Source organism: Imperialibacter sp. EC-SDR9 (assembly GCF_902498805.1).
Classification (GTDB): domain Bacteria; phylum Bacteroidota; class Bacteroidia; order Cytophagales; family Cyclobacteriaceae; genus Imperialibacter.
Genome location: NZ_LR701582.1, coordinates 135,832 through 158,994 on the forward strand (window position 1 = coordinate 135,832; position 23,163 = coordinate 158,994).

A 23,163-nucleotide genomic window follows, 5' to 3' on the forward strand; every position below is an offset into this window, starting at 1 on the left:
GTGAGTTTACGAATTGTCATAGTTATGACGAAATTTTGATGGCCGATCCTTACATGTCTCTAGCTTTTTTCTTGGGTGAAAAAACAAACTAAGGGTGGCGAAAGAAAAATCCGTCTTATAGTAGCAAAGCGCCTTTTTGTAGGGGCGTTCTCTACCTCCCAGCGCTGCACAAGCCGTTTTCATTTCACCTTCACTTAGTGAATGAATAGCGATTCGCAATATTATAAAAACCTACATTACTATTATGAAAAAGCCAGAACCATTCACCCGAAGAAAGTTTATTAAAAACACTACAGGAGCCGCTATTGCGTTGAGCTTTCCTACTATTATTCCCTCAAGTGCCTTTGGAGCCAATGACAAGGTGCAGGTGGCTGTACTTGGTGTAAACGGAAGAGGGAAAGATCACATCAAGGGATTTCAGGGACTTGACAAAGCTCAGGTGGCTACGCTGTGTGATCCTGATAGAAATATCCTGACCACCAGAGCCGGAGAATTTGAGGCGACATATGGGGCTAAGGTAAAAATGGAGCAGGACCTCAGGAAGGTCTTCAACGATAAAAACATTGACGCAGTGAGTATAGCCACGCCAAATCACTGGCACACACTGGCCGCCATTTGGGCCATGCAGGCTGGCAAGGATGTTTATGTGGAGAAGCCTGGAACCCACAACCTGTATGAGGGAAAGAAATTGATTGAAGCCGCCAAGAAGTACAACCGTGTGGTTCAGCACGGCGTTCAGCTTCGGAGCTCAGTGGCGATACAAGAGGCGATACAGCACCTGCGTGACGGGCTCATTGGCAATGTTTATATGGCCAGAGGACTTGTGTTCAAGTGGAGGCCCGACATCGGCGACAAAGGAACGGAGGCCGTGCCAGCAGGACTGGACTACGATCTTTGGACTGGCCCTGCCGAGATGCGGGACTTTTCCAGAAACTACGTGCACTACAACTGGCACTGGAGCTGGAATTATGGCAACGGCGACGTAGGAAACCAGGGGATTCACGAAACCGACCTGTGCATGTGGGGCCTGGACGTTGGACTGCCAACAAAGATCACCTCAATGGGAGGGAAGTTCCTGTGGGATGATTACAAAGAAACCCCTGAAGTGTTGACTTCCACCTACCACTACCCGGATCAAAAGAAGATGATTCAGTTCGAGGTTCGCCCATGGATGACCAACAAGGAAGATGGCGTCGGCATTGGAAACATCTTTTACGGCAGTGAGGGGTACATGGTGGTGAATGGTTACAACGAGTACCAAACGTTTTTGGGTAAAGACAGAACCCCCGGCCCGACAAAAAAGGAGGGTGGTAGCCACTATCAAAACTTTGTCGATGCAGTGCTGGCCAAAAACCCGGCTCTGTGCAATGCACCCGTTGAGACAGCCCATTTGTCTTCCGGCCTGGCTCACCTGGGGAATATTGCTTATCACACTGGTCGTGTTTTAACCTTCGACCCCAAAACGGAAACATTCCCGGGTGACGATGAGGCCAATGCCTTGACGAAAAGAGAGTACCGGGCACCGTACGCCATTCCGAAAAAGATATAAAGCTCAGGAGGCAGCGATTGATATCTCTATGAGAAAAGGCTGTCCCTAAAAGACCCCAAACAACTCAATATCAAAAATGAGATTGGAGTTTTTTGGGATGGCCACCTTGCCGGAATTGTCAAGCACATCATTTGCCCCATAGCCAAGTCCCGAAGGAATATATAATGTGATGGTAGACCCGTTTGGAATAAGGGGTAGTGTTGTTTGGAAGCCGGCTATGAGTCTGTAAAGATAGGTTTCCAGTTTATCGCCGGCGTCAAATTCCTCGCCTGTGCTAAGCAGCTTGCCTGAGTACTTAATCCACACAACGCTTTCCAATATGGGCTTTTCCCCATTGCCCAATGCGTCAATTTTGTAACGAACGCCATTTGGTTCTGTCAAAACAATATCTTTGAGGCCCCAAACTGCCAGTGAATCGTCAATGATCTTTGTATCTGTTTCCAGCTGAGTCTGATCTACATTTTTAAGTGTGCTGTCCAAAACATCTTGGGCAGTCAGCGGTTCGGCTACATCTTTGTTGCATCCTGAAAAGAGAAAAATGAATGCTGTCAGGAAAATATTTGCTTTCAAGGCAAAGGTTCTATTTAGTACAATCCTCATTAGTTAAGGTTTCTGTTTAAAGTTAGCGAACTCATAATAGTTGATAAGACCCACATAGACTCAAATGGTTTAAAGTCCTTTGCGATTTGTTAGGCTCAAAGTTAGAAGAAAAGGAACTTTTATTAGCCGGTTTTACATGAGTAAAACACCAAAAACATCAGGCATGTCTCAAAAAAGATGGCAAAGCTGGGCGAAGCTAACTCTAAAATGAAAGCCCTAATTGTTGCTAAGCTGCTTCAGAGCCAATTCTACACTTTTTACTGGAAGCTTGCATACTTTGTTTTGGCAAACATAAATGATGGTTTCGCCTTCAATGAGCTTATTTTCAAGCAGAGGAAGGTTTTCACTGTTCCCTCCCATTAGCAGCATTCCTGGGTGATACTCCCTCATCAAAAGTTGGCTTTTTTCCAGTGCATCTGGCCCCATTACTGCCACTTCAAACGGTTCGTTCACCAGCAAGCCCATCAGGCTCGCCCATTTGGCGAAGTAAGGGCCACTTTGGGTGAAGTCTTTTGATAGTGAGCCTACCATTTTTACGCTCATGTCCAGATAAGTGGCAGACTCATAGTAATGCCCGAGCTTGAAAAGCACTTCTGCCATTGCCGCATTGGAGGAGGGGATTACCTGATCGGCGATTTCGAATTTCCTTGCCACCAACTGCTCCGACGTGTTGGATGTGTAGTAAAAAAAAACATTTGATGGGTCGTGAAAGTGTGTGACGGCATAGTCGGCAAGGCTGCGGGCCTGTTCAAGCCAGCGGATGTCGAATGTAGCCTGATATAGCTGAATGAGTGCAAGTGACAGGAAGGCGTAGTCATCGAGAAAGGCCTCGATTGACGGCCCGCCATTTGTATAGCTTCGCCACAGCCCGCCGTCGCTTCTTATCATGTTTTTCTTCAGAAAATCAGCATTCTTAAGAGCGATATCCAGATATTCCGCCTTACCCAGCGCCCAATAGGCATCTAAATAGCCCGACAGCATCAGGGCGTTCCAGGAGGTGAGTATCTTGTCATCCAGCGATGGGCGGATGCGCTTGTTTCTGGCTTCCAAAAGCTTTTTTCTCGATTTCTCAAGTGCCAATATTGCCGCATCTGCGGTCACTGCATGTTTTGCGGCCAATTCTTCGAGCTGCGTTTGTTTGTATAAGACGTTTTTCCCGTGCTCCCAATTGCCCTCTTCGGTAACACCGAAATAGTCGCAGAAAAGCTCAGCCGACTCTGTGTCAAGGGTTGCTTCTATCCCAGCTTTTGTCCAGACATAAAATGTGCCTTCTCCACCTTCGCTGTCTGCATTCAGCGATGAATAGAAGCCAGATTGAGGCGAGGTCAATTCTTCACTTACGAAGGAGAGCGTTTCTTCTACTATTTGAGCGTAAGTCTCATTTTTCGTCACCTGATAGGCATGGGCGTACAGGCTAACTAGCTGGCCATTGTCGTACAGCATTTTTTCAAAGTGAGGCACCTTCCAGTCTGCATCAGTTGAGTACCTGGCAAATCCTCCCGCCAGGTGATCATAAATCCCGCCAGCAGCCATAGCATCAAGGGTTGTGCTGACCACTTTCAGGGCACGCTCATTATTATTTTGCTTGTGCTCTTGTAGTAAAAATTCCCAAACCACAGGCATTGGGAACTTGGGAGCACCCGCCAGGCCGCCAGAGAGGTAATCTAGCTCAGGCTCCCAGTCCGGGAATATGGTATTGTAGACTGATAAGATATCCGCTTGTTCCTCCGTTCCTTGGGGGCTTATCATATCGTTCAGCACAATCCCGTCTGTTACGGCATCAGCCTGTTTCCGGACGTTGGTAATGTCCTCTTTGTAGGCTGTTGTTATCTGAGATAATAAGTTGATCCATTGATCTTTCGGGTAATAGGTGCCGGCATAAAATGGCTTCCCGTTCGGTAGAGCAAAGGCATTCAGTGGCCAACCAGCACGGCCCGAAATGAGTTGGGCAGCGTCGATGTATACCTGATCGACGTCGGGCCGCTCTTCTCTGTCGATTTTGATTGCCACAAAATTCTCATTCATGATGCGAGCCACCGTGGTGTCCATAAAAGACTCTTCCTCCATCACATGGCACCAGTGGCACGATGCATAGCCAATGCTTATGATCAGCGGCTTGCCTTCACTGGCCGCCTTTGCCAGAGCCTCGTCTCCCCATTCATACCAGTCCACGGGGTTGTCGGCATGTTCACGCAGGTAGGGGCTGCTCGCTTTCGCCAGGCGATTGAGCGATTCGGTGTTTTCTGTCGCCGGCGAACTGCATCCTGCACAAACCAAGACTGCGAGAACAACCCAGGCCCATCCTTTTCTCTCTACACGCATATCCAACTATTTATTGAGCGCTACTTTTTCATCAGAGGTGGTCCGGGAGGTCGAAAAAACCCTTAGGATGTCATTATTGGATGAAACCAGCACCAGCCAGTTCGCCCCAGACTTGATCATTTGCACATCTTTTACATTGTAGGGTACAAAGAAGCCGCTTTGAAGGCTACCCGCTGCTTTGAATTCGAAGTTACCAAGTCCTTTCAAAAACGCTCCGGGCGAGGCGTCATTGGGGGTAGTTTCTACTTCTGTGTCGAAGTTGTTGCCCGCCACGAGAAGGTCTTTGATACCATCGCCATCAAAATCCTCTATGAGTATGCCATTGACCGCTGATAGCTGCGCTTCGATAGGCAGTTTTTTACTTTCAAACTTTGCGCCATTGTTGACCAGAATGGCGTTTGAAAAAGTATAGACTTTTTTATTCAATGCTGAGCTCATTCCCGGCCCGAGGATCGATTGAAGATCCGAGCTTGCGAAGGAGAGGTAGCTGGGGAATTTTTGTCGAATGGATGGCACCTGGCCTGAACTGCATTCGATACCACGAACGGGCACCAAAACAGAGTCGTTGTAGTAACGGGCCAGAAAAATATCATTGGTTCCATTGTTGTCGAAGTCTTTGGCAAACACCTGAAATGGCTTTTCCAAGTTGGTTTTGAATTTGTAGTTTTCGCCAAGGTTGCCAACAATCAAATCCTGGTCTCCATCGCCGTCAATATCGTTGGCCACCACTTTGTTCCACCAGCCCTCCGTTTTGTCAAGTCCGTAGATCACGGTGGCGTTTTTCAGCTTCCCGTTAACGTTGGCAAATACCATCACAGGCATCCATTCGCCAACAATCACCAGTTCGGCCGTTTTGTCGCCATTCAAGTCGGCCCAGATGGCGGAGGTTACCATGCCCACGTCGGTAAGGTCTGGAGCGAGTGCCTTGGTTTGATCGATAAATTGCCCGGACTCATTAATCAACACATAACTTCTGGGGGAGTAGGGGTAGGCACCGGTGATAACGTGCCCACCACGGAAAAGATCGAGGTCGCCATCGCTGTCAATATCGTACGCCACTACGCAGGATCCACTGCTTTGCGTATTGATGGTTGCTGACTTGGCAAAGTTCCCTTTCCCATCATTCAAATAGAGCCTGTCTTTGTATTGGTCGGCTTTATCAGGGAACTCGCTTCCTCCGCTCACAACATAGAGATCGAGGTCTCCATCACCGTCAGCATCGAACATTGTGGATCCCATGTCTTCATAGCTTTTATCTACTGCAAAGGCGGCTGTAGATTTTTTAACCAGCTTGCCTTTTGACTGTACATAAAGTTGCCCGGCCTGGCCAGAAGCACCACCAATGAATAAATCATCTTCTCCATCTCCGTTAACATCTCCAGTTGACATGAAAGGCCCGCTCTTTGAGAAATTATGTGGCAGCAACGTTTGGTCTTTGTACTCATTCACTTCGTTTTCTTTGTGCACAAAGGCTTCCGCCAGCACTCCCGGTGAGGCTTGGAATAATAACTCTTTTGAAGCGGGCAGTTTCTTTGGCGTCACTGCCGTCTCGTGGGCGACAACTACTATTTGATTGACACCAGCAACAGACATAGTATTCTGCATGCCATCAGGCCATGAAACATTAAGGCTGTCAATACCAGCAACTTGCCCCAGACCGAAATGGACTACCGGGTCATTTGACGAAAGATAGCCCCTTACGGTTTTGTTCTCGAAAAACTGAATTTTGTCGTCGTAGTATATGGTGACTTTGGCTCCGATGCCATGTGCGTTTGTGGCAGGTCCTTCGAGTTTTACTTTCAGGTAGTTGTTTCTGTCAGAAGAAGTGTTTTCGTAAATGAACGCTTCGTCATCCAGGTTGTTGACCACGAGTTCCAGGTCTCCATCGTTGTCCAGGTCGCCTACCGCAGCACCATTGGAGAAGCTGGTTTCATCAAAGCCCCATGATTCTATGGCATTTTCGAAGTGCAGGTTGCCGGTGTTTCTGAAAAGGTAGTTTTTCACCTTAATGGGGTCATACACATCAATAAAATCCTTGTAACCATTTTTGAGCATGTCGTTCATCGACGTGTACTTGCTTTTATTTTTTAAAACAAAATCCCGCAATTTCTTATCAAGATCTCCATCAAACACATCACGGCGATAGCCATTCGCTACAAAAACATCTCTGTATCCGTCGTTGTCAAAATCAGACATCAGTACCGACCAGCTCCATTCTGTTTTGGACACTCCGGCCATTTGCGAAATGTCGCCGAAGAATGAATTCCCTTGATTTAGGTGGAGCGCATTGTGCATGTACTGCTTATGCATGCCTCCGTTCACAATATTGTAAAAGCCTTCGACGTCCATGGAGGGCATGGAAACCTTTGATCGTTTGTAGTCTTCTGGCAGCATTTCGGTGACCATAATGTCTTCCAGCCCATCGTTGTTGATGTCTGCCACATCTGTTCCCATCGAATACATGGAGATATGATTGGTAGTCTCCTTTATCTGCTCTTTGAAAGTGCCGTTTTTCTGGTTGATGTACATATAGTCACCTTCAGCAAAATCATTGGCAACAAAAATGTCGGTATAGCCATCTCCGTTAAAGTCGGCGGTAACTACGCTGAGGGCATAGCCAAAATTATTTTTGATCCCCGCCTGGGCACCGATTTCACGGAACTTGCCATTTTCGTTTTTGTAAAGCTTATCTCTGCTGAAGGAGGGGGACAGCTTCTTTTGCCGGATCATTTCAGTGAGTGGCAGGTCAAACGAATCTGGTCTGTTAGTCAGGTAAACATCCAGGTCGTTGTCATTGTCCATATCAAAAAATGACGCATGTATGGAGTAGCCAGACTCGTCAAGCCCGAAGTCTTTTGCCTGTTCCTTGAAGGTCAGGTCTCCCTGATTGATATATAGTAAGTTGGTTCTTTCTTCTTCGCTATCGTGATAGCCACCCTTGCAGACGTATATATCAAGCAAGCCATCGCCATTGATGTCTACCATGGTCACGCCATTGTTCCACCGGCCGTTGCCTTCTACTCCAGCTGACTGAGAAATGTCTTTGAATTTCAGGTCCCCCTCATTGAGGTAAAGCTTGTTGGGTACTTCATTGCCTGTAAAATATATATCTGAAAGTCCGTCGTTGTTGATGTCTCCAATGCCAACGCCACCGCCATTGTACACATAGGCGAAATTATCGAAGTAGTTGTTGTAGTTCTCATCCACGTCGTTGCGGAAAGTAACTCCGCTGCTGGCCCCGGGGAGCCTTTTAAAAACGGGTTCTTCCTTCTTCTCTTCAGGCGTCGAGATGACATCCGGCTTGGTTTCGCAGGCCGCAAGTATCGATAAAAGCAGAAGTCCTCCGAAAATGGAGTTTAGATGTATTTGTAGTTTAAACAGCATAGTGGCAGTATGATTTAGATAGATAGTCAGCTAAAATTTAATGGTTGCTGACTGATTTACCTGCTCTTTTAAAATTAGGTCAAAGTTAAAGGCTTTGCAAGACTAAAGGATATTCACCGGCGCTTCTATTTGTCCACAACAAGGAAAAAGTTACTCTCAGGTGGCGGTCGCCAGGAGGCTGATTTGAGTCTTGCTCTTGCCTGTAATAAAATAAGAAGGGCCAGGCAATATGCCCGGCCCATCAAAAACTACTATTTAATTATTACTGAAGTTTAATTACAATCCGATCCAGGATAGCCACAGTTCTGAGGGTATCCGCCCAAAGTTCGATCGATTTGGGTCAATGGTATCGGACGGTGAATATGATAGTCCTCGATGTTGTCAGCTCCTAACGGATTGTATGCTCTCACATATTCCACCAATTTCCCTGTTCTTGCAAGGTCGAACCAGCGGCACTGCTCGCCGTCCATTTCGAGAGCACGCTCTTTCAGAATTAAGTCAAGGTCGACATCAGCTGCTGTTATTTGCATGGCTGCTTCCGCACCTTCTTTGGCGGCACGGGTTCTTACTACGTTGATATCTTCTGCAGCACCTGCATTGTTTCCTGTCTGGAAGCGAGCTTCGGCACGAAGCAAGTGAGCGTCAGCCAATCTCATCACAAACCAGTCCCTTGATCCACGTTCCCACTGTATTGTTGGTCTTCGTGGGTCGATGAACTTACTCAACGTGGGGAAGAGTCTTTCAGTGTAGATATACTGATCGCCCTCAAATGCGGCGTCTTTAGTTATAACATTATATCTAACTTGAAGCTTCTTACCAGTCATCCATTCGGCATCTCTTCCGGGGCCCGGCACAAATATGGCAGTATCACCTACTTCGAATCGGTTAGATCCGATATCTGAAGAAGTAACAGTAGATCCATCAGCTTTCACTGCGTTATTATCTACGTGAATCTGCTCCCATTTTGGAATATTATTCGGGTTATTCGAAATGTAGGCATGCTTATAGGTCTGGTCATATCGGTCATCAATCTCACGTGTTTCTTCCCAAACCGAAACCATATAGTCAGTGGGTCTGAAACGTTTAAATGGACGTCCTCCGTTAATATCACGAATCATACCAGGACGAATGTCGTACTCCATCAGGAAGTAAAGATGACCTCTGTTTCCCACTCCACCGTTTCCACCGTTCAAGATCAAGTCCGTAGAGTACTGAACAGCCCAGATGATTTCGGAGTTGAGCTGATTATCCTGATCCCAAAGGGCATCGTGGGAATCAACCAACGCATAGCCACGGTCATTGATTACGTTAGAAAACAACGTGTTGGCACTGGCAAAGTCAGCTGGTGACCCAAAAGACTGGTATCCTCTGGTCAAATAAGCTTTTGCAAGTAGAAACTCTGCTGCACCTTTAGTTGCTCTACCGTAGTTACTCTGAGTTTCAGGCAGGTTGGCAATAGCAAATTCAAGATCAGGAATAATTGCTTCCGAGTAAACAGCAGATTGTGGAGACGGAGCCGCCTCTACTTCAGCCCCAATCGTTTCTTCCAAAGTAAGGTACACATCACCCCAGGTTTGCACCAGGTAGAAATAGTAGTAGGCTCTCAGGAAGCGAACTTCTGCACGACGCTGAGTTTTGATTGCGTCGCTCATATTTGTAACTGCTTCAGACCTATTCAATACCGCATTGGCTTGGTTAATCCCCTGGTAAAGGAAGGTCCATTGTTGATCCAGGATGTTGACAGCAGGATTGAGGCCATTATCATAAAAGTTGAACGACTTATACCCCCCATCTGCGCCGTTCGTGTGTGTGTCGGTGCCAAATATGGTTAACATATAGGCCCGTTCATTACTGTGAATCTCCCGAAGGAACGAGTAGGAGGCGTCCACAGCATCTTCAAGACCGGCTGCTGTAGTATAATAACTTCCTGCAGATACGTCCGAAATCAGTTTCTCATCAAGAAAATCTGAACACGACTGGATTGTAAACGCAACAAACGTTAGAACCAGTAATTTCGATGTAATATATTTCGTTATTTTCATAATTTATCGTGTTTTGATAGACCCTAAAATGATATGTTAAGTCCACCTAAGAAAAGCTGGTTGGAAGGCATCTCGCCCGATCCGATATTTCCACCTCTTTCGGGGTCAAATTGTTTGAATTTTGACCAAACAATTGGGTTTTGTGCAGTTGCATAAATTCTGACAGTCGAAAATTTAAGTTTATCAAGTACACTATTAGGAAGCGTGTACCCAAGAGTGATATTTCTAAGCTTCATATAGCCCCCATCAGTATATCTCAAGGTGCTGCCAAAAGAAATGTTTTCCTGGTTAATATTTGGTCTTGGGTAATCGTTTGTCGGATTATCAACCGTCCAATAGTCTACCGCCAGGTTGTTATAACGAGCCTGCATGGTCGCCTGACCGTTGCAGAAGTCGCATTGGATGAGGAAGCCCACACGATAGTAGAAAAACATCGAAAGATCAAAGCCTTTGAATTCTACACGAGTATTCAAACCGCCATAGGCGGCCGGCACGTCGTTTCCAAGGATAATCCGGTCATTTGCAGGGCTGATTGTTCCATCGCCATCCTGGTCTTTCAGCTTAATTTCACCTGGGAATGCGCCCATCAATGCTGAAGCCTGATCTTTTTCAGACACTTGCCAGATTCCTATTTTTTCGTAATCGTAAAAAGAACGGATAGGTTGTCCGATAAACCAGCCATTGCCTACATCGTCTACTTTGTTTCCGTCGGCATCTCTCTGGGCCAAATCCACAATTTCTTCGTTGTAACTACCCAAATTGAAGTCGGCTGTCCATCTCAATCCATTCGACATATCCAGAATGGTAGAATTAAGTGTGATTTCAAATCCGTTGGTTTGCGTTCCACCAATGTTTTGCAGGATCGAAGCATAACCAGAAGTTGGAGGAAGTGCTCTTCTCAACAGTAGAGACGTACCAGACGACGTGCGATAATATTCAAATGAACCACTTAGCCTGTTATCAAAAAGCCCAAAATCTACACCTATGTTCGTAGTTTCTGAGTACTCCCATGATAAATCCGGGTTAGGGATAGATGAAAGTTGGAATCCACGGGCATCGACGTTGTTCCAGTCGTAAATTGATTGTCCCAGGGTACCCTGTGTCTGATACGGCGATACAGCCGTGTTACCAACTTTACCATAGGATGCCCTCAGTTTCAGGTCACTCACAACCCTTACACCTGACATAAACGCCTCGTCTTTAATTCTCCATCCTGCTGACACACCCGGGAATGCATTCCATTTATTGCCATCTGCCAAACGAGACGATCCATCCCAACGCATACTAGCCTGAAACAGATACTTGCCTTTGAATGAGTAATTCACACGGCCCATATAGGACAATAATCTGTATTGTTCGTAACGGGTACCATATTGGGATATCGTGGCCAATCCGAGGTTGTACCATTCAGCTGTTTCATATGGCAAATCAATAGCGGACATACCATTTTGTGTGGAGTCTTGCTGGGCAACACTTTGAAGACCAGTAAGCCCCAAATCATGATCACCAAACGACTTATTATACGTTAAGATGTTCTCCAATGTATAACCAAAGCTTTGCTGATTGAACAGCGAGGCTGAAGGAGTTCCGTTTTTCCTTGGGTTGGTGAACTGACCTTCAAAAAGGCCTCTTTCCCAGAACTGGTAATCTTGACCTAAAAGGAATTTATACTTTAAGCCATCCAAAATTTGAGCCTCGGCATAAACAGAAGAGAATACTCTGTTTATTTTTCTTTCGTCAATTCTTTTGCCTGGCACCAGTTCGCTCAGTGGATTGGAACGAATACCGTCCGATATCGGAAGGAAGATGAGGTCTCCATTATCATCATATGGTAAACCAAGGGGTGTTTGGTTGACCGCTTCTGAAATAACGGATCCAGAACCCCAATTCTGAGTGGAATTTGAGAAGAGTGAGGATACACCTACTTTGAATATCTTATTGATTTGATGATCGACATTGATTCTTGCGGTATATCTTCTGTAGTCGATACCTTCAATCAGACCGTCTTCTTTAAAGTAGCTAAGCGCCAGGCTTACCTGCGTTTTTTCGGTACCACCATTTACACTAACCTGCTGATTCATCTGTGAACCATTTTGGTAGATAAGGTCTTGCCAATCAGTTGAGAGACCATTCTGGACAGAATTTAATTCCACCGGGTCAATAAAAACGGCGTCGTCGGCTGGGATAGACGATCCTGCATCTCCCCATGCAGCACGCCCTGATCTGCCTGTAGCATCTACTCTGCTGCCTTCTCTTTTCAAGTCAGCAAACTCTGAGCCGTTCATCATAGGAATAGTTCTGAAGGGCTGCGTGACGGCGTAACTGCTGGAATAGGTTACAGAAGTCTTGCCGGGTTTTCCCCTTTTGGTAGTAATAAGCACCACACCGTTAGATCCCCTTGAACCGTAAATAGCAGTAGCAGCCGCATCTTTCAGTACCTCCATAGAAGCTATGTCGGACGGGTTAAAATCTTGTATGGAGTTTGTTCCAGCCGTCATCGGGATTCCGTCAACCACAAAAAGAGGGTCGTTTGAAGCTGTTAATGATCTTCTTCCCCGAATTGTAATGCTTGAATTTTGGCCTGGACGGCCACCATTCTGAAGAACGTCTACACCAGCAATTTGCCCTTTCATGGCTTCCATTGCATTGGATGTTGGAATTCTTACAATCGCATCACTTTCGATTGATCCGATAGCTGCTGTCACGTCTCGCTTGTCCTGCGTTCCGTAACCAACAACGACTACTTCAGAAAGTGATTTGACATCAACTTCCATCCCAACACTTATTTGAGACTGCGAGCCGACGGTCACTTCTGTGGTAGAAAAGCCGATGGCACTAAACACCAAAACGGCGTCTCTTGAAGGAACCCTTAGAGAGTATTTTCCATCAATATCTGTCACTGTTCCCGTGGTTGTTCCTTTCACAATCACGTTGACACCAGGTAGAGCCGAGCCATCTTCCACAGATGTGATCGTACCTGATACCGTCGAATCCTGCCTGGCGATCGCCTGGCCGGAGCAAATCACAACGAGTGCTAGTCCCACCGGAAAGCACCACAGGACTCGCTTACATTTTGATAAAATTTCATTCATAGTAAGTAGGGTTTATAAATAATGTAATGAATTTAAATTGTTTAGACCCAATGCCTCTATCTCCTGTTAGGCTGCGAGGCATTTAGTAAGTTACTAAAATCGAGCTACTTTTCTTTTGTTTTTGTCGACATATAAGTATTCTTCTTTATCCTGGAAGACAGTTTAATGGTGAAAAATTAGACTATTGATTTTCTTAATGATTTTAAAGCCCGGCTCATTTGTGTTTCAATGGTTTTAACGCTGAGATGAAGCCTATCGGCAATCTCAACGTAGCGCAGGCCCTGGTCACGGCTTAGCTGAAACACCAGGCGACATTGCTTAGGCAACCTGGCTACAGCGTTATCTATACTTTCCTGCAATTCAGCATACTCCGACCGCTTCTGTGGGTCGAAGTGATCGCAGGGAATGGCCAATTCGTTCTCAATATTTGTGAAGCTGTATTTCTTCTCTTTCCTAAGGTAATCGAAAGAGATATTTCTAACCGCTGTATAAAGGTATGACTTGGGGGAGCTGGAAATAACAATCACATTTCGATTGATCCAGATTTTAAGGAAGACCTCGCTTACTAATTCTTCAGCAACTTCATTATTTTCAACCAATTTCTCGCAGAAGCTGCGAAGCGGGTGATAGCCAACAACAAATAATTTTTCAAACGCCTGAGAGTCGTCATTACGAAGTACTCTCCACAGCAAATAGTCTATGCTGTCAACAGATTTTGACGGAGCCAGTCTTGTCCCGGTAATTGAAGCTCTTTTGGTTATAAGCATTGTTTAAGTAAGTAGTCGATTTCAATCGATTGAAATAAATTTACTCTCAAAATCTGAACAAAACAGATTTGGGAATTTTTTTTTAACGGTATCTGTCCCGGGAACGGTACCGAAATTTTTTTTAGCTTTACATTGAGCTATCAAAATCTAATAATGAGCAAATCTGACTCAACCATACGGGACATTGCACGCACATTGGGGATATCAAAATCCACCGTATCACGGGCCTTGAACAACCATTATGACGTAAGCCAGGAGACAGCCAGGAAGGTGAAGGAATTGGCGCTAAAAATGGATTACCAACCTAATGTTTTAGCCAGGCAGTTAAAGCTCCAGCGCACCAATACTCTTGGGGTTATTATTCCGGAAACTATTAACCGGTTTTTTGCTAAGGCTGTTGGAGGGATACAGGAGGTGGCCAATAGTGCCGGGTACAATGTGATGATTTGCCAGTCGAACGAAACGCTAACGCTTGAACAGAATAATTTGCAAACCCTGATGTCGAGCAAGGTTGATGGATTGCTGGTATCGGTGTCAAGGCAAACCGACCGGAGCGACCACTTTCAGTATGCGATCAACAAGGACATACCGTTGGTTTTTTTCGACCGAATATTAGAAGAGTTGGCGGTGCCTCAGGTCTACTCGGATAATTTTGATATTAGTTTTCAAGGTACCGAACACCTGATCCAACAGGGCTGCAAAAGAATTGCCTTTGTGGCTGGCCCATTGCACCTTTTCAATAGCCGCAACCGACTGAACGGCTACCTGGAGGCACTTAAAGCTAACAATATTCCAGTGCTGGAGTCGCTGATAGTGCAAGCCAACTACCAGGCTGGGCATGTGCAGCAGTACACCAGGCACCTCTTCGACGCCGGGGAGGCGCCAGATGGCATTTTTGCCATCAACGACATATCTGCTCTTGAAATGATGCATATCTTAAAAATGAGGGGCTTGCAGATTCCCAGAGACGTGGCGGTGTTGGGTTTCAACAACGAAGTTATCTGTGATTTTGTTGAGCCAACGCTGAGTAGCATCGAACATCCTGCGTTCGATATGGGGGTAGCTGCAACAAGGATTTTGCTGAAACAAATCTCATCTAAGGAAATCACCCAGCAGAAAGAACTGATAAAAAGCAGACTTGTTATCCGTGAGTCGTCGAGGCGGTACTAGCGGTGCGCTGAAAAAGCCGACTGTTGGCAGGGATCCTCACCTAGTTGGAAGAAGTTTCCTTATATTGCTTCCACACCCTTTGCTAATTACTTTACCCGGAATCTTAAAGACCAAATGAACATCAAATTGTCTCCTATTATAAGCGCCAAAGAACTTCTAGCTATCTATCAGAATGATAATCTGGTAATTGTGGATGCAAGCGGTGGCCCGAAAGCCAGAGAAAACTACAGTACGAAGCACCTTGATAAAGCTTTATTTGCTGACATCAATAAAGAGCTTGCTAACGTAAAGCCCAATGCAGCAGAAGGGGGGAGGCATCCACTGCCTACTGCTGAGCAATTTTCGCAGGCGCTGGGGCGATTGGGGATCACGCCCGGGAGCCACGTGGTGGTGTATGATGATATGGGCGGTGCCAATGCCGCCGCTCGCTTGTGGTGGATGCTGAGGGCAATTGGACACTCCAAAGTCCAGGTGCTCGACGGCGGGCTTTTGGCAGCAGAGAAGGCAGGGTTGGTCACGTCGTCGAAAATGGAAATCCCCGGAAAAGTAGCTCCCTATCCGGTTGGTATGTGGCAGTTGCCTCAGGCCGATATGCAGGAGGTGGAAAAGGTAGCCAAAGACAAGAATCACATTGTTATCGACGTTCGGGATGCCAAAAGGTATGCAGGTCTTACAGAGCCCATCGACTTAATTGCGGGACATATTCCCGGTGCTGTCAATGTTCCCTTCAGTGATAACCTGACCGCCGATGGTCTTTTTAAGTCTCCCAAGGAGTTAAATGAGAAGTACCAGGCTGTATTTGGTAATACACCTGCCGACCGGGTAATTGTACACTGCGGATCGGGCGTTACTGCGTGCCATTTGCTGCTGGCCGCCGACTACGCTGGCCTTGAAATTCCCAAACTGTATGTGGGCTCATGGAGTGAGTGGTCCAGGAATAATAAGGAGATGGTGACTGCCGACACAGCTAGGAGTTAAAAACGTAAAACAGATTGTGCATTTTTTTGAAACTATTCTGAGGCTAAATTTTTTGAACTGATCCTAACTTTTATGGAGAAAGAAGAAACCCCCAAGTGGCTGGAAGACCTCCAGCAAAGAAGCTGGGAACCGGAAGTGCTGCTTTCAGGAATTGTTCTGTTTGGCATGTTCAAGGTGCCACCATTGCTGGACAAGGCGTTGGCATTTTTCAAGTCTCAGGTATTTAGCTCAACCACCGATATTGACAATCTGGTGGGCATACTCAAACTTGGTATTTATTGGCTCATTCTCGGCCTTATTCTTCACTTGATTTGCCGGGGTATATGGGTGGGAATGGTTGGGCTGAGCTATACCTTTCCGAATGGAGTCAACACAGAGCGACTCAAATACAAGCACCGGTTTAAGGAAAGAGTGGAGAAAATCCCACCCTTTCAGCGTATTATTATTAATCTGGAGAAACTTTGCAGCTCCTTGTTTTCGCTCTCTTTTATGCTCTTTATGAGTACTGTAGGGGCCTATCTATACTTTTTCATCCTTTTGGTTGTCCCGTTTTTTATAGGAATCGCTTTCCAGGGGAGTTTAAACTTTACCGACACACGGGCCTTTGAAGTATATGTTGTTGTGTTGCTGGTTATCGCCTTCATGGGTCTTATTGACTTCCTCACCCTCGGGTTTTTCCGGCGCTTTTCCTGGATCAGCAAAATCTACTGGCCTTTTCACCAAATCATTAGCACGTTTACATTGGGGCGCTATTACAGGCCTATTTATTTCGCCTTTGTCAGCAACTCCAACCGGTGGGTGGTTTTCTTACTCCTTAGCGTGTTTGCCATTGGGAGCTTATTTGGGCTGGATGAAGTTACCAATGATGTGTATGATGGTAGCTCGTTTTCCAGATTGAGCTTTTGGCATGGTGGTGATCAAAAGCTAAGGGTGTTCACTGGTTACTATGAAGATCAAAATGAAGAGCTTTTTTCCTACCAGGCGCAGATACCTTCTGATATTATTGATGGGAATGTACTTAGAGTCTTTATACCAGCTGGGGTTGTCAAAGAGGACTCCATCAGGGCATATGTGAACTATGATTCTCTGGTTGCCGCCAGCAAAGGCATGACAAGAGATGCCAGGGATATGCCCGCCATTAAAAAGTTTTATCACTTCTACCTGGACGACAGCCTGGTAAGGGAATACCCTCTTCTCTATCATTTTAGGCTTAAGACAAATCAGCCGGGCTATCTGGCTTACATCGATATCGCACAGTTGCCGCAGGGTATGCATACGCTGGAAGTTGGGGGGCCACCTTCCATGTACAGGAATCGCTGGGCGTTTATTCCGTTTTTTAGGGAGCTGGATGCAAGTGAAAGGAAAAGCATTAATTCGACTCAGAAAGAAGATGATGCCTATTTTCAGGTGAAGCCAGGCTTGCCCAGGTGAAGTCGGGAGGTATAGCTATGGTTCCAAAGTAAAGCTGCCTAATATTGTACTATTTACTTGTTTGTAAAGCAACAAAAACTCTATATGAGTAATTTTTGGAGATATTTTTGCTATAAGTTATGTATTACTATTACGCTACTCTAATACTTACAACATGAGAAATATTCTGTTTGTTGCTGCATTTTGTCTTTTGAGCCAATTTGCAAATGCCCAGTTCGGGGCCAGCATTCACCAGTCCAACCTCCCCTTTGTGGGGATCAATTACCAATTCAAAGAGAGATTTTTGCCTGAGTTGAGGATTGGAACCGACAATTACTTTGACAACACCAGCCTAGAGCTAACATTCAACTACATTTTCAAAAAAGACGAGAATGTTGATGTTTACACTGGACTCGGAGCGAGGGTGCAGATACTGGATGGCGTTGTTGTTCCGCTGGGAATGAATATATATCCTTTCGCCACGGATAATTTTGGCTTTCAAATGGAATTGGCTGCTATTGTTGGCAGCAGCGACCCTCTATTGAGGGGGAGCTGGGGAATCCGGTATCGGTTTGCAAAGGAATAGCTAACGACTTCTTAATCCACCTCCACCAGCTTCACTGGTCCTATCAATCCCGACGGCTGCACCTCCCAGCCGCTGGCATCGAACGCCTGATAGTCGATATTCACGAAGTTAATTTCGTGGTACTTGCGCCATTCTATCGCCGCCCTGTCCATGTAGCGAATGCGGTTGGCCATCAGGTTGGCTACTTCTATTTCTATGGTATTGTCGCCTTCTTTTAGATATTCCCCAATCCTTAACTCGTGGGGCACAGCCCAGCTATTACCTGCATACTGCCCGTTCACCCATACTTTGGCACTTTCCCGGACATCGCCCAGCTGAAGAAGGTAGTCATCCTTTTTCGAAGCCAGGGTGAAGTGGGTGGCGTAGGTGGCAGTGCCGGAAAACTGGTCTGCTAATGAATCCCCCAGGGTTGTCCAGGGCTGGAGTTTGTCCAGGGTTTTGTTGCCGGGCAGACTAGGGCCGCCAGCTTTGAAGTCAAGCGTCCATGGATCATTGAGCGCAACGGCTCCACCGGTTTGGTTAGCATAGCTCCAGTCTGTTGCCGAGGTTTCGTTGCCCACCTTAAGGAAAAGAGACTCGCCAGATTTGATCTGCATGCGGACTTGTGTTAGCCCGTTTTCGGTCTTTGTTTCTGCATTGCCAGCCCGGCCTGTCATAGCATCCAGTATTACAGCTTGCTCAAAAGCTTTATTGAATGGCATCCACCCATCGAAAGCTTCGGGTCGCTGGTTGACAATAAAATAATAGGTATTGTTGCCATCCACCCTGCGTACAAACTTCAGGCCGAGAGCCGCCAGCCCTTCCGGCTGAATCATGGCAGCTGTTAACGATGCCTGTACGTTGCCGGCAGGGCTCGTGGAGGTACCCAGCCCCATCACCAGTGAGTCGAGAATTGCCCTTCGCTGCTCCAGATTGTGGAGGCCAGGCACGTCTTCCGGCAACCCCTGGAGAATGATGGTCGCTCCTTGCTTCTTGAGCTTAAGCAGCGTTTGGAGCGCTTTGGTAGACATGAAAGTCATTTTAGGAATGACCAGCGCTTTGTATGATGTGCCGTTGGGGCCAGTGCTCAGCTGTCCGTTGGGAACGGCCAGCTTCTCCAGCCAGCTCTCAGAGATATAGTCGACCAGGTAGCCTTTTTCTGTCAGCCTTTTGGCCGTCGCATAAAAGTTGGTCGGGTGCAGCCATTCATCGATATTATGTACTGTAAACAGGTACTCCAGGCTTTTCTTGCCCGAGAAGTACGCAGCGTCGTCGTAGGGAAAGTAGAGCAACACGTCGCCATCGGCCTGCCCGGTTTGCAGCACCGACTGGCTTCTGTTGATGTAGCCGGTGAGCCCATCGATATGAGACCACCAGCTATTGGAAGGGGCAAAGTTGGTAGAAGCATAGAAGAGCCAGCCAGGCCATTCCGCTTCCGCCGGACTATAGGTAGTGCCATGAAAGAACACATGGTTTACTCCAGCGAGAAAAGCCTGATCGAGCTCGGGTTTGGTTTGTGAAAGGGGCGTTTTGAAATGCTCACCCAGCCAGGTGAAGGTTTCGGACGACACTAATGGCTTGCCAGCCACATGGGCTGCCGAGGAGGCAAACTTGAGCATATAAAGATCCGGTGGCAAATGACGGCTGGAGTGGGTGTAGTTCTTGGCACCGGGAATATCGAACCCGGAATAGCCAAAGGTTTCGCACTCCGGAATGTCCGTAGCGGCGTACACATCCAGCAGATTGGCCGGGGAACCATGTGCCTGGTTGCGGGACAAAGCACCGTGGTTGTTGATCCAGTTTTTCCAGGGCTCACTGAAGTTGGCTAGCAGCATTTCGCCCATGGTTTGACGGTAGTCGGTCTTGAGCCTGCGAATGGTTGCTGAGCTGTCGCCGCTGAGCAGTGCAGGGAGGTATGGTTTGAGGTCGTAGCCACGGTTGCGTTCAAAGCCTTCGAATAGTGTAGCCGTGAAATTGGCACCGTATACCTCATAGCTGTCGTTGAAAAAGCTTCGGATATTGGGGTCGGGCGTGCCAAAGGCTTCTTCGAATCGGGCTGTGTAAACGGGGAAGGACTCTTTATTGAGGTGATCCATCACCAGACCGGCACCACCAGGGGCGGCCCGTTTCACCATTTGCCCGGTTTTGCCGGCAAAGATGGCGTAAAGCTCATAATTGGCGTCGGGTGTCCATGGCAAAAGCCCGTCGTCGCTCAACGAATCAGTCAGGTCAACGGTTGATTCAGGCCCATAAGCCATTAATGTTACCAGCCGGGGATGCATGGCTGCCTGTTTCTCATCGTTGACGGCAATTTTCTCTTTCAGTAATTGCCCTGCTTTCAATGTGTATTGCTGCACAATCATTTTGGAGGCAGCATATTCCGGCGTGATCTGCGGGCCACCGTAAGGCCAGCCCGTGCCCAGGTTCATATCCACGCCCATACCGAGGGAGTCGGCCACACGTATGACCGTTTGTAGTCTTTGCATCCACTCTTCCGACAGGTAGTCGATGTATTGGTCTTCGAAGCCCATGGCTCCATAAATAGGGGTGATCTCCACGCCACCCAGCCCGGCCTCGTGGTAGGCGATCAACTGCTTTCGGATATTGGCATCGTCCACGGCATTACCCATCCACCACCAGCGGGTCCAGGGTTTGGTTGTAACCGATTCAGCGGGCCAGTCTTGCTGAGGCGTAGTTTGGCAGGAGAGGAGGAAGGCGAAGGGTAATAGGACGAGCAGATAGCGCATGAGGTACGATAGTTTGAAATGGGCTGGGTAAGTTAATTGATTTTTGAGGGAAATGGAACGACACCTGGCTACAGTGGCAACCCAGTTTCAAGCTAAGCGCTTAGGGAAAGTAGTTCGCTGACAAACCTCTGTCAATAATTGCGATAATAGTCCCTGATTTTCGAGATGGCCTGACTATAAAGCGGTGCCGTAAATTCCTCGAACATAAACTGTGGACTTGGGGCTGATGCTTCCACTGTATTTACCATCTTGAGCTCTTCATCGCTCAGTGCCCGTTCATCACCATTGAACGACGCCCACCTGATGGCCCAGGTGTATTCGCTGGGAAACTTTTCTTGTGTGAGCACTTTATTCAGGCCATTGTCGAACACTTTGAAGTCCAGCACTCCGGTGCCCGTAATGGCTTTTTCATTGGTTGTAAGTTTGGCCTTGACCGTTCCATAGATTTTCTCATTGTTTCTTGTAGCGATAACCACACTGTCACGGCTTACATCAGTGGTTGTTTTGTTGCTGTAGATATTGCCCAGGTTGAACCGATCAAATTCCATGGTGATGATGTGATCCACATAGTCCAATTTCTGTGAGTTGGCTTCACCAGGGGTATAAAACCTCACATATTGGTTGATCATATTGTTGTGCAGGTATTCATTGATTTTGTTTACAAAAAATTCATGCTTTATATCAAACATCCTTGAAGGGGAAGGAATGGGTTCTACTACTACACGAAGCGTGGCAAAATAAAGCGCCACTCCAAGTTTCTGTTCCACATCTTTGAACCGGGGGGCCAACGCCTGAGCTGCCTGAAAATGCTGATGGGCTTCAATGGCCTTTATTCTTTGGTCTTTTTTTCTCAATGCTTCTACACCCAGGTTATAGTGAACTTCAGCAGCCTTGTTTTTTGCGTCTGTCAGCTCTGCATCGTAGCGGGCAGGCTTTGGTACTACCTGTCGGCAGCCAGGGCATCTTTGGATTTCGTCGGCCAGAAAATTGATGTATTGATAGTTTCTCGCAATCACCTCCCATTTCATGATGTCGTTAGAAGCTCTTGCTTTTTTGATATTTCCCAAGTGAGACTCCAGGGCATATTTGTAAGCTTTTTCGAGTGTTGCTTTGGCCTTTTTCTGCCCGTCGTTGGACCGGAGCCGGTTGATTGCTTGTGAAACTGCCCTTTCGTAGTCACCCTTTTGGAGCGCTTTTTTCCCACTGGCACAGCCGGACAGCATTGCAACAGCGCCTAAAATAATGAGCAGGTGATAATATTTTTTCATGGTTGGTTGGCTTTGGTGCTAAGATAGGAATACCAGAAATAATGCCAACAAAAACCTACCGCCAGTTAGGAGCTTATCTCCCGGGCGTGTAGCGTCTCCCACAAAGGACTCCACCGTTATCTGTTTTGAAGACTTTTTCAACCCGCCTTCACTTCCGTTGACCGTTCTTCCATTCTTTAAAAATGGAAGTGAAAATGCCGTGCAATCTTGCTTATTTCGCCAGCAAAATAAGCTTTTAAAACGCTCTATGAAGTCACTCCGTACCATTTCGCTATTGATTCTTTTGGCTGCCTGTGTATTCGTTGTTGGTTGCGGTGGAGACACTGAGGAGCCTGATCCTGTTGAAGAGGTGCACGCAGAGGTTCATTTGAGTGAATCGACCATCAATATCATGATGGGAGACTCTACCAGGCTGCTTTATACCATCACGCCCGATACCATTATTATTGAGGACCTGGTGTGGACTTCCTTGAACGAAGACATTGCGACGGTGTCGTCCACAGGCATGCTCAAAGCTTTGGGCATTGGAACGACAACTGTTAAGCTGAGCAGTGCGAGCGAGGGGGCCGAAGCGCAGCTTACTGTGAATGTACTCCCTGTTCCCTTGTCAGCCGTGGAGATAGCAAGCGGCGATTCAGTGATCGTTGCGTTCATTGGTGTTGAGCAGGCCTTGCCATTGTCTTTCTTGCCGGATAACTCTACCGATCAAAGTATACAGTGGAGGTCGTCGAATACCAATGTGCTAAGCGTGGATCCCAACGGAAAGGTGCTGGCCAAAACCCTGGGCTATGTGTTTGTGGAGGCTTACCGGGAAAATGACCCTTTGATTTATGATGCAGTGACCGTTATTCCAGCCGAAGAAGGCCAGCTGGTGACTGCCAGCTTTGTGAACGTGGTGACATTTGCTGGCAAATACCAATACAAAGTGTTTCTAGGGAGTATCGATGTGCCTGTAACGACAGGGAAGGTCACTCTGTACAGTACAAACGGCTTTACTTTTACTATCGAAGCGGAAGTTGCTGCCACCACAGAAGCAATAGATATTGCCGCCAATCATGCCGCTCAAATAGCCACCCTTGAAGTAACCGAGGCCGAATTTAATGACCTCTCACTCGGAGCGCTGGTGAGTGTAGAAATATCACTCAACGGGGTCGACTATGACGTAATGGTGAATGGCAACAGTGTGATAAGGGTGGTAGAGAAATAGCGGGCCATTGCTGAAGTTAACAATGGCCGCCTTTCGTTTTTTCGTATGAAAACCCACGTCGC

At 46.9% G+C, this 23,163-nt stretch carries 14 protein-coding genes; 6 read left to right on the plus strand and 8 right to left on the minus strand.

The features are described from left to right. Positions 1 to 244: 244 nt before the first annotated feature. Positions 245 to 1,549 (plus strand): Gfo/Idh/MocA family protein, encoded by a 1,305-nt coding sequence (locus GC130_RS11940; protein ID WP_151998539.1) that lies wholly within the window; start codon positions 245 to 247, stop codon positions 1,547 to 1,549. A gap of 45 nt (positions 1,550 to 1,594) precedes the next feature. Here GC130_RS11940 and GC130_RS11945 read toward each other — a convergent pair whose 3' ends face one another. The 6 genes from GC130_RS11945 to GC130_RS11970 form a co-directional block, all read right to left on the minus strand. Further along, on the minus strand, positions 1,595 to 2,149 hold the full coding sequence (locus GC130_RS11945) for an FKBP-type peptidyl-prolyl cis-trans isomerase (protein WP_151998540.1): 555 nt from the start codon (positions 2,147 to 2,149) through the stop codon (positions 1,595 to 1,597). A gap of 216 nt (positions 2,150 to 2,365) precedes the next feature. After that, positions 2,366 to 4,471, minus strand: a complete 2,106-nt coding sequence (locus GC130_RS11950) for a thioredoxin domain-containing protein (RefSeq protein ID WP_151998541.1) — start codon at positions 4,469 to 4,471, stop codon at positions 2,366 to 2,368. Positions 4,472 to 4,477: 6 nt separating this feature from the next. Next, a complete protein-coding gene (locus GC130_RS11955; RefSeq protein WP_151998542.1) occupies positions 4,478 to 7,855 on the minus strand; it encodes an FG-GAP-like repeat-containing protein in 3,378 nt (1,125 codons plus the stop codon). A gap of 272 nt (positions 7,856 to 8,127) precedes the next feature. Continuing rightward, positions 8,128 to 9,897, minus strand: coding sequence for a RagB/SusD family nutrient uptake outer membrane protein (locus GC130_RS11960; protein WP_151998543.1), 1,770 nt, complete (start codon positions 9,895 to 9,897; stop codon positions 8,128 to 8,130). 23 nt (positions 9,898 to 9,920) lie between these two features. Next, positions 9,921 to 12,989, minus strand: coding sequence for a TonB-dependent receptor (locus GC130_RS11965; RefSeq protein WP_151998544.1), 3,069 nt, complete (start codon positions 12,987 to 12,989; stop codon positions 9,921 to 9,923). Positions 12,990 to 13,165: 176 nt separating this feature from the next. After that, a complete protein-coding gene (locus GC130_RS11970; protein ID WP_151998545.1) occupies positions 13,166 to 13,756 on the minus strand; it encodes an RNA polymerase sigma-70 factor in 591 nt (196 codons plus the stop codon). 153 nt (positions 13,757 to 13,909) lie between these two features. Between GC130_RS11970 and GC130_RS11975 the strand changes: the two genes are divergently transcribed. The 4 genes from GC130_RS11975 (at position 13,910) to GC130_RS11990 (ending at position 17,900) form a co-directional block, all read left to right on the plus strand. Beyond that, positions 13,910 to 14,926 (plus strand): LacI family DNA-binding transcriptional regulator, encoded by a 1,017-nt coding sequence (locus GC130_RS11975; RefSeq protein ID WP_151998546.1) that lies wholly within the window; start codon positions 13,910 to 13,912, stop codon positions 14,924 to 14,926. A 114-nt stretch (positions 14,927 to 15,040) separates the two neighbouring features. Then, complete coding sequence (locus tag GC130_RS11980; protein ID WP_151998547.1) at positions 15,041 to 15,904, plus strand: sulfurtransferase; 864 nt, start codon at positions 15,041 to 15,043, stop codon at positions 15,902 to 15,904. A 72-nt stretch (positions 15,905 to 15,976) separates the two neighbouring features. Then, positions 15,977 to 17,335, plus strand: a complete 1,359-nt coding sequence (locus GC130_RS11985; protein ID WP_151998548.1) for a hypothetical protein — start codon at positions 15,977 to 15,979, stop codon at positions 17,333 to 17,335. Positions 17,336 to 17,489: 154 nt separating this feature from the next. Then, positions 17,490 to 17,900 (plus strand): hypothetical protein, encoded by a 411-nt coding sequence (locus tag GC130_RS11990; protein WP_151998549.1) that lies wholly within the window; start codon positions 17,490 to 17,492, stop codon positions 17,898 to 17,900. Between the two features lie 11 nt (positions 17,901 to 17,911). On the opposite strand, the gene GC130_RS11995 is transcribed toward GC130_RS11990, so the two are convergent. Together GC130_RS11995 and GC130_RS12000 are read right to left on the minus strand one after the other, a co-directional pair. Then, entirely contained in the window at positions 17,912 to 20,626 is a 2,715-nt protein-coding gene (locus GC130_RS11995) for a glycosyl hydrolase (protein WP_151998550.1), read from the minus strand. A 131-nt stretch (positions 20,627 to 20,757) separates the two neighbouring features. Continuing rightward, positions 20,758 to 21,894, minus strand: coding sequence for a lipoprotein (locus tag GC130_RS12000; RefSeq protein ID WP_151998551.1), 1,137 nt, complete (start codon positions 21,892 to 21,894; stop codon positions 20,758 to 20,760). Between the two features lie 247 nt (positions 21,895 to 22,141). Here GC130_RS12000 and GC130_RS12005 point away from each other — a divergent pair, with 247 nt between their 5' ends. Then, positions 22,142 to 23,101, plus strand: a complete 960-nt coding sequence (locus tag GC130_RS12005; RefSeq protein WP_151998552.1) for an Ig-like domain-containing protein — start codon at positions 22,142 to 22,144, stop codon at positions 23,099 to 23,101. The last annotated feature ends 62 nt before the right edge of the window (positions 23,102 to 23,163 follow it).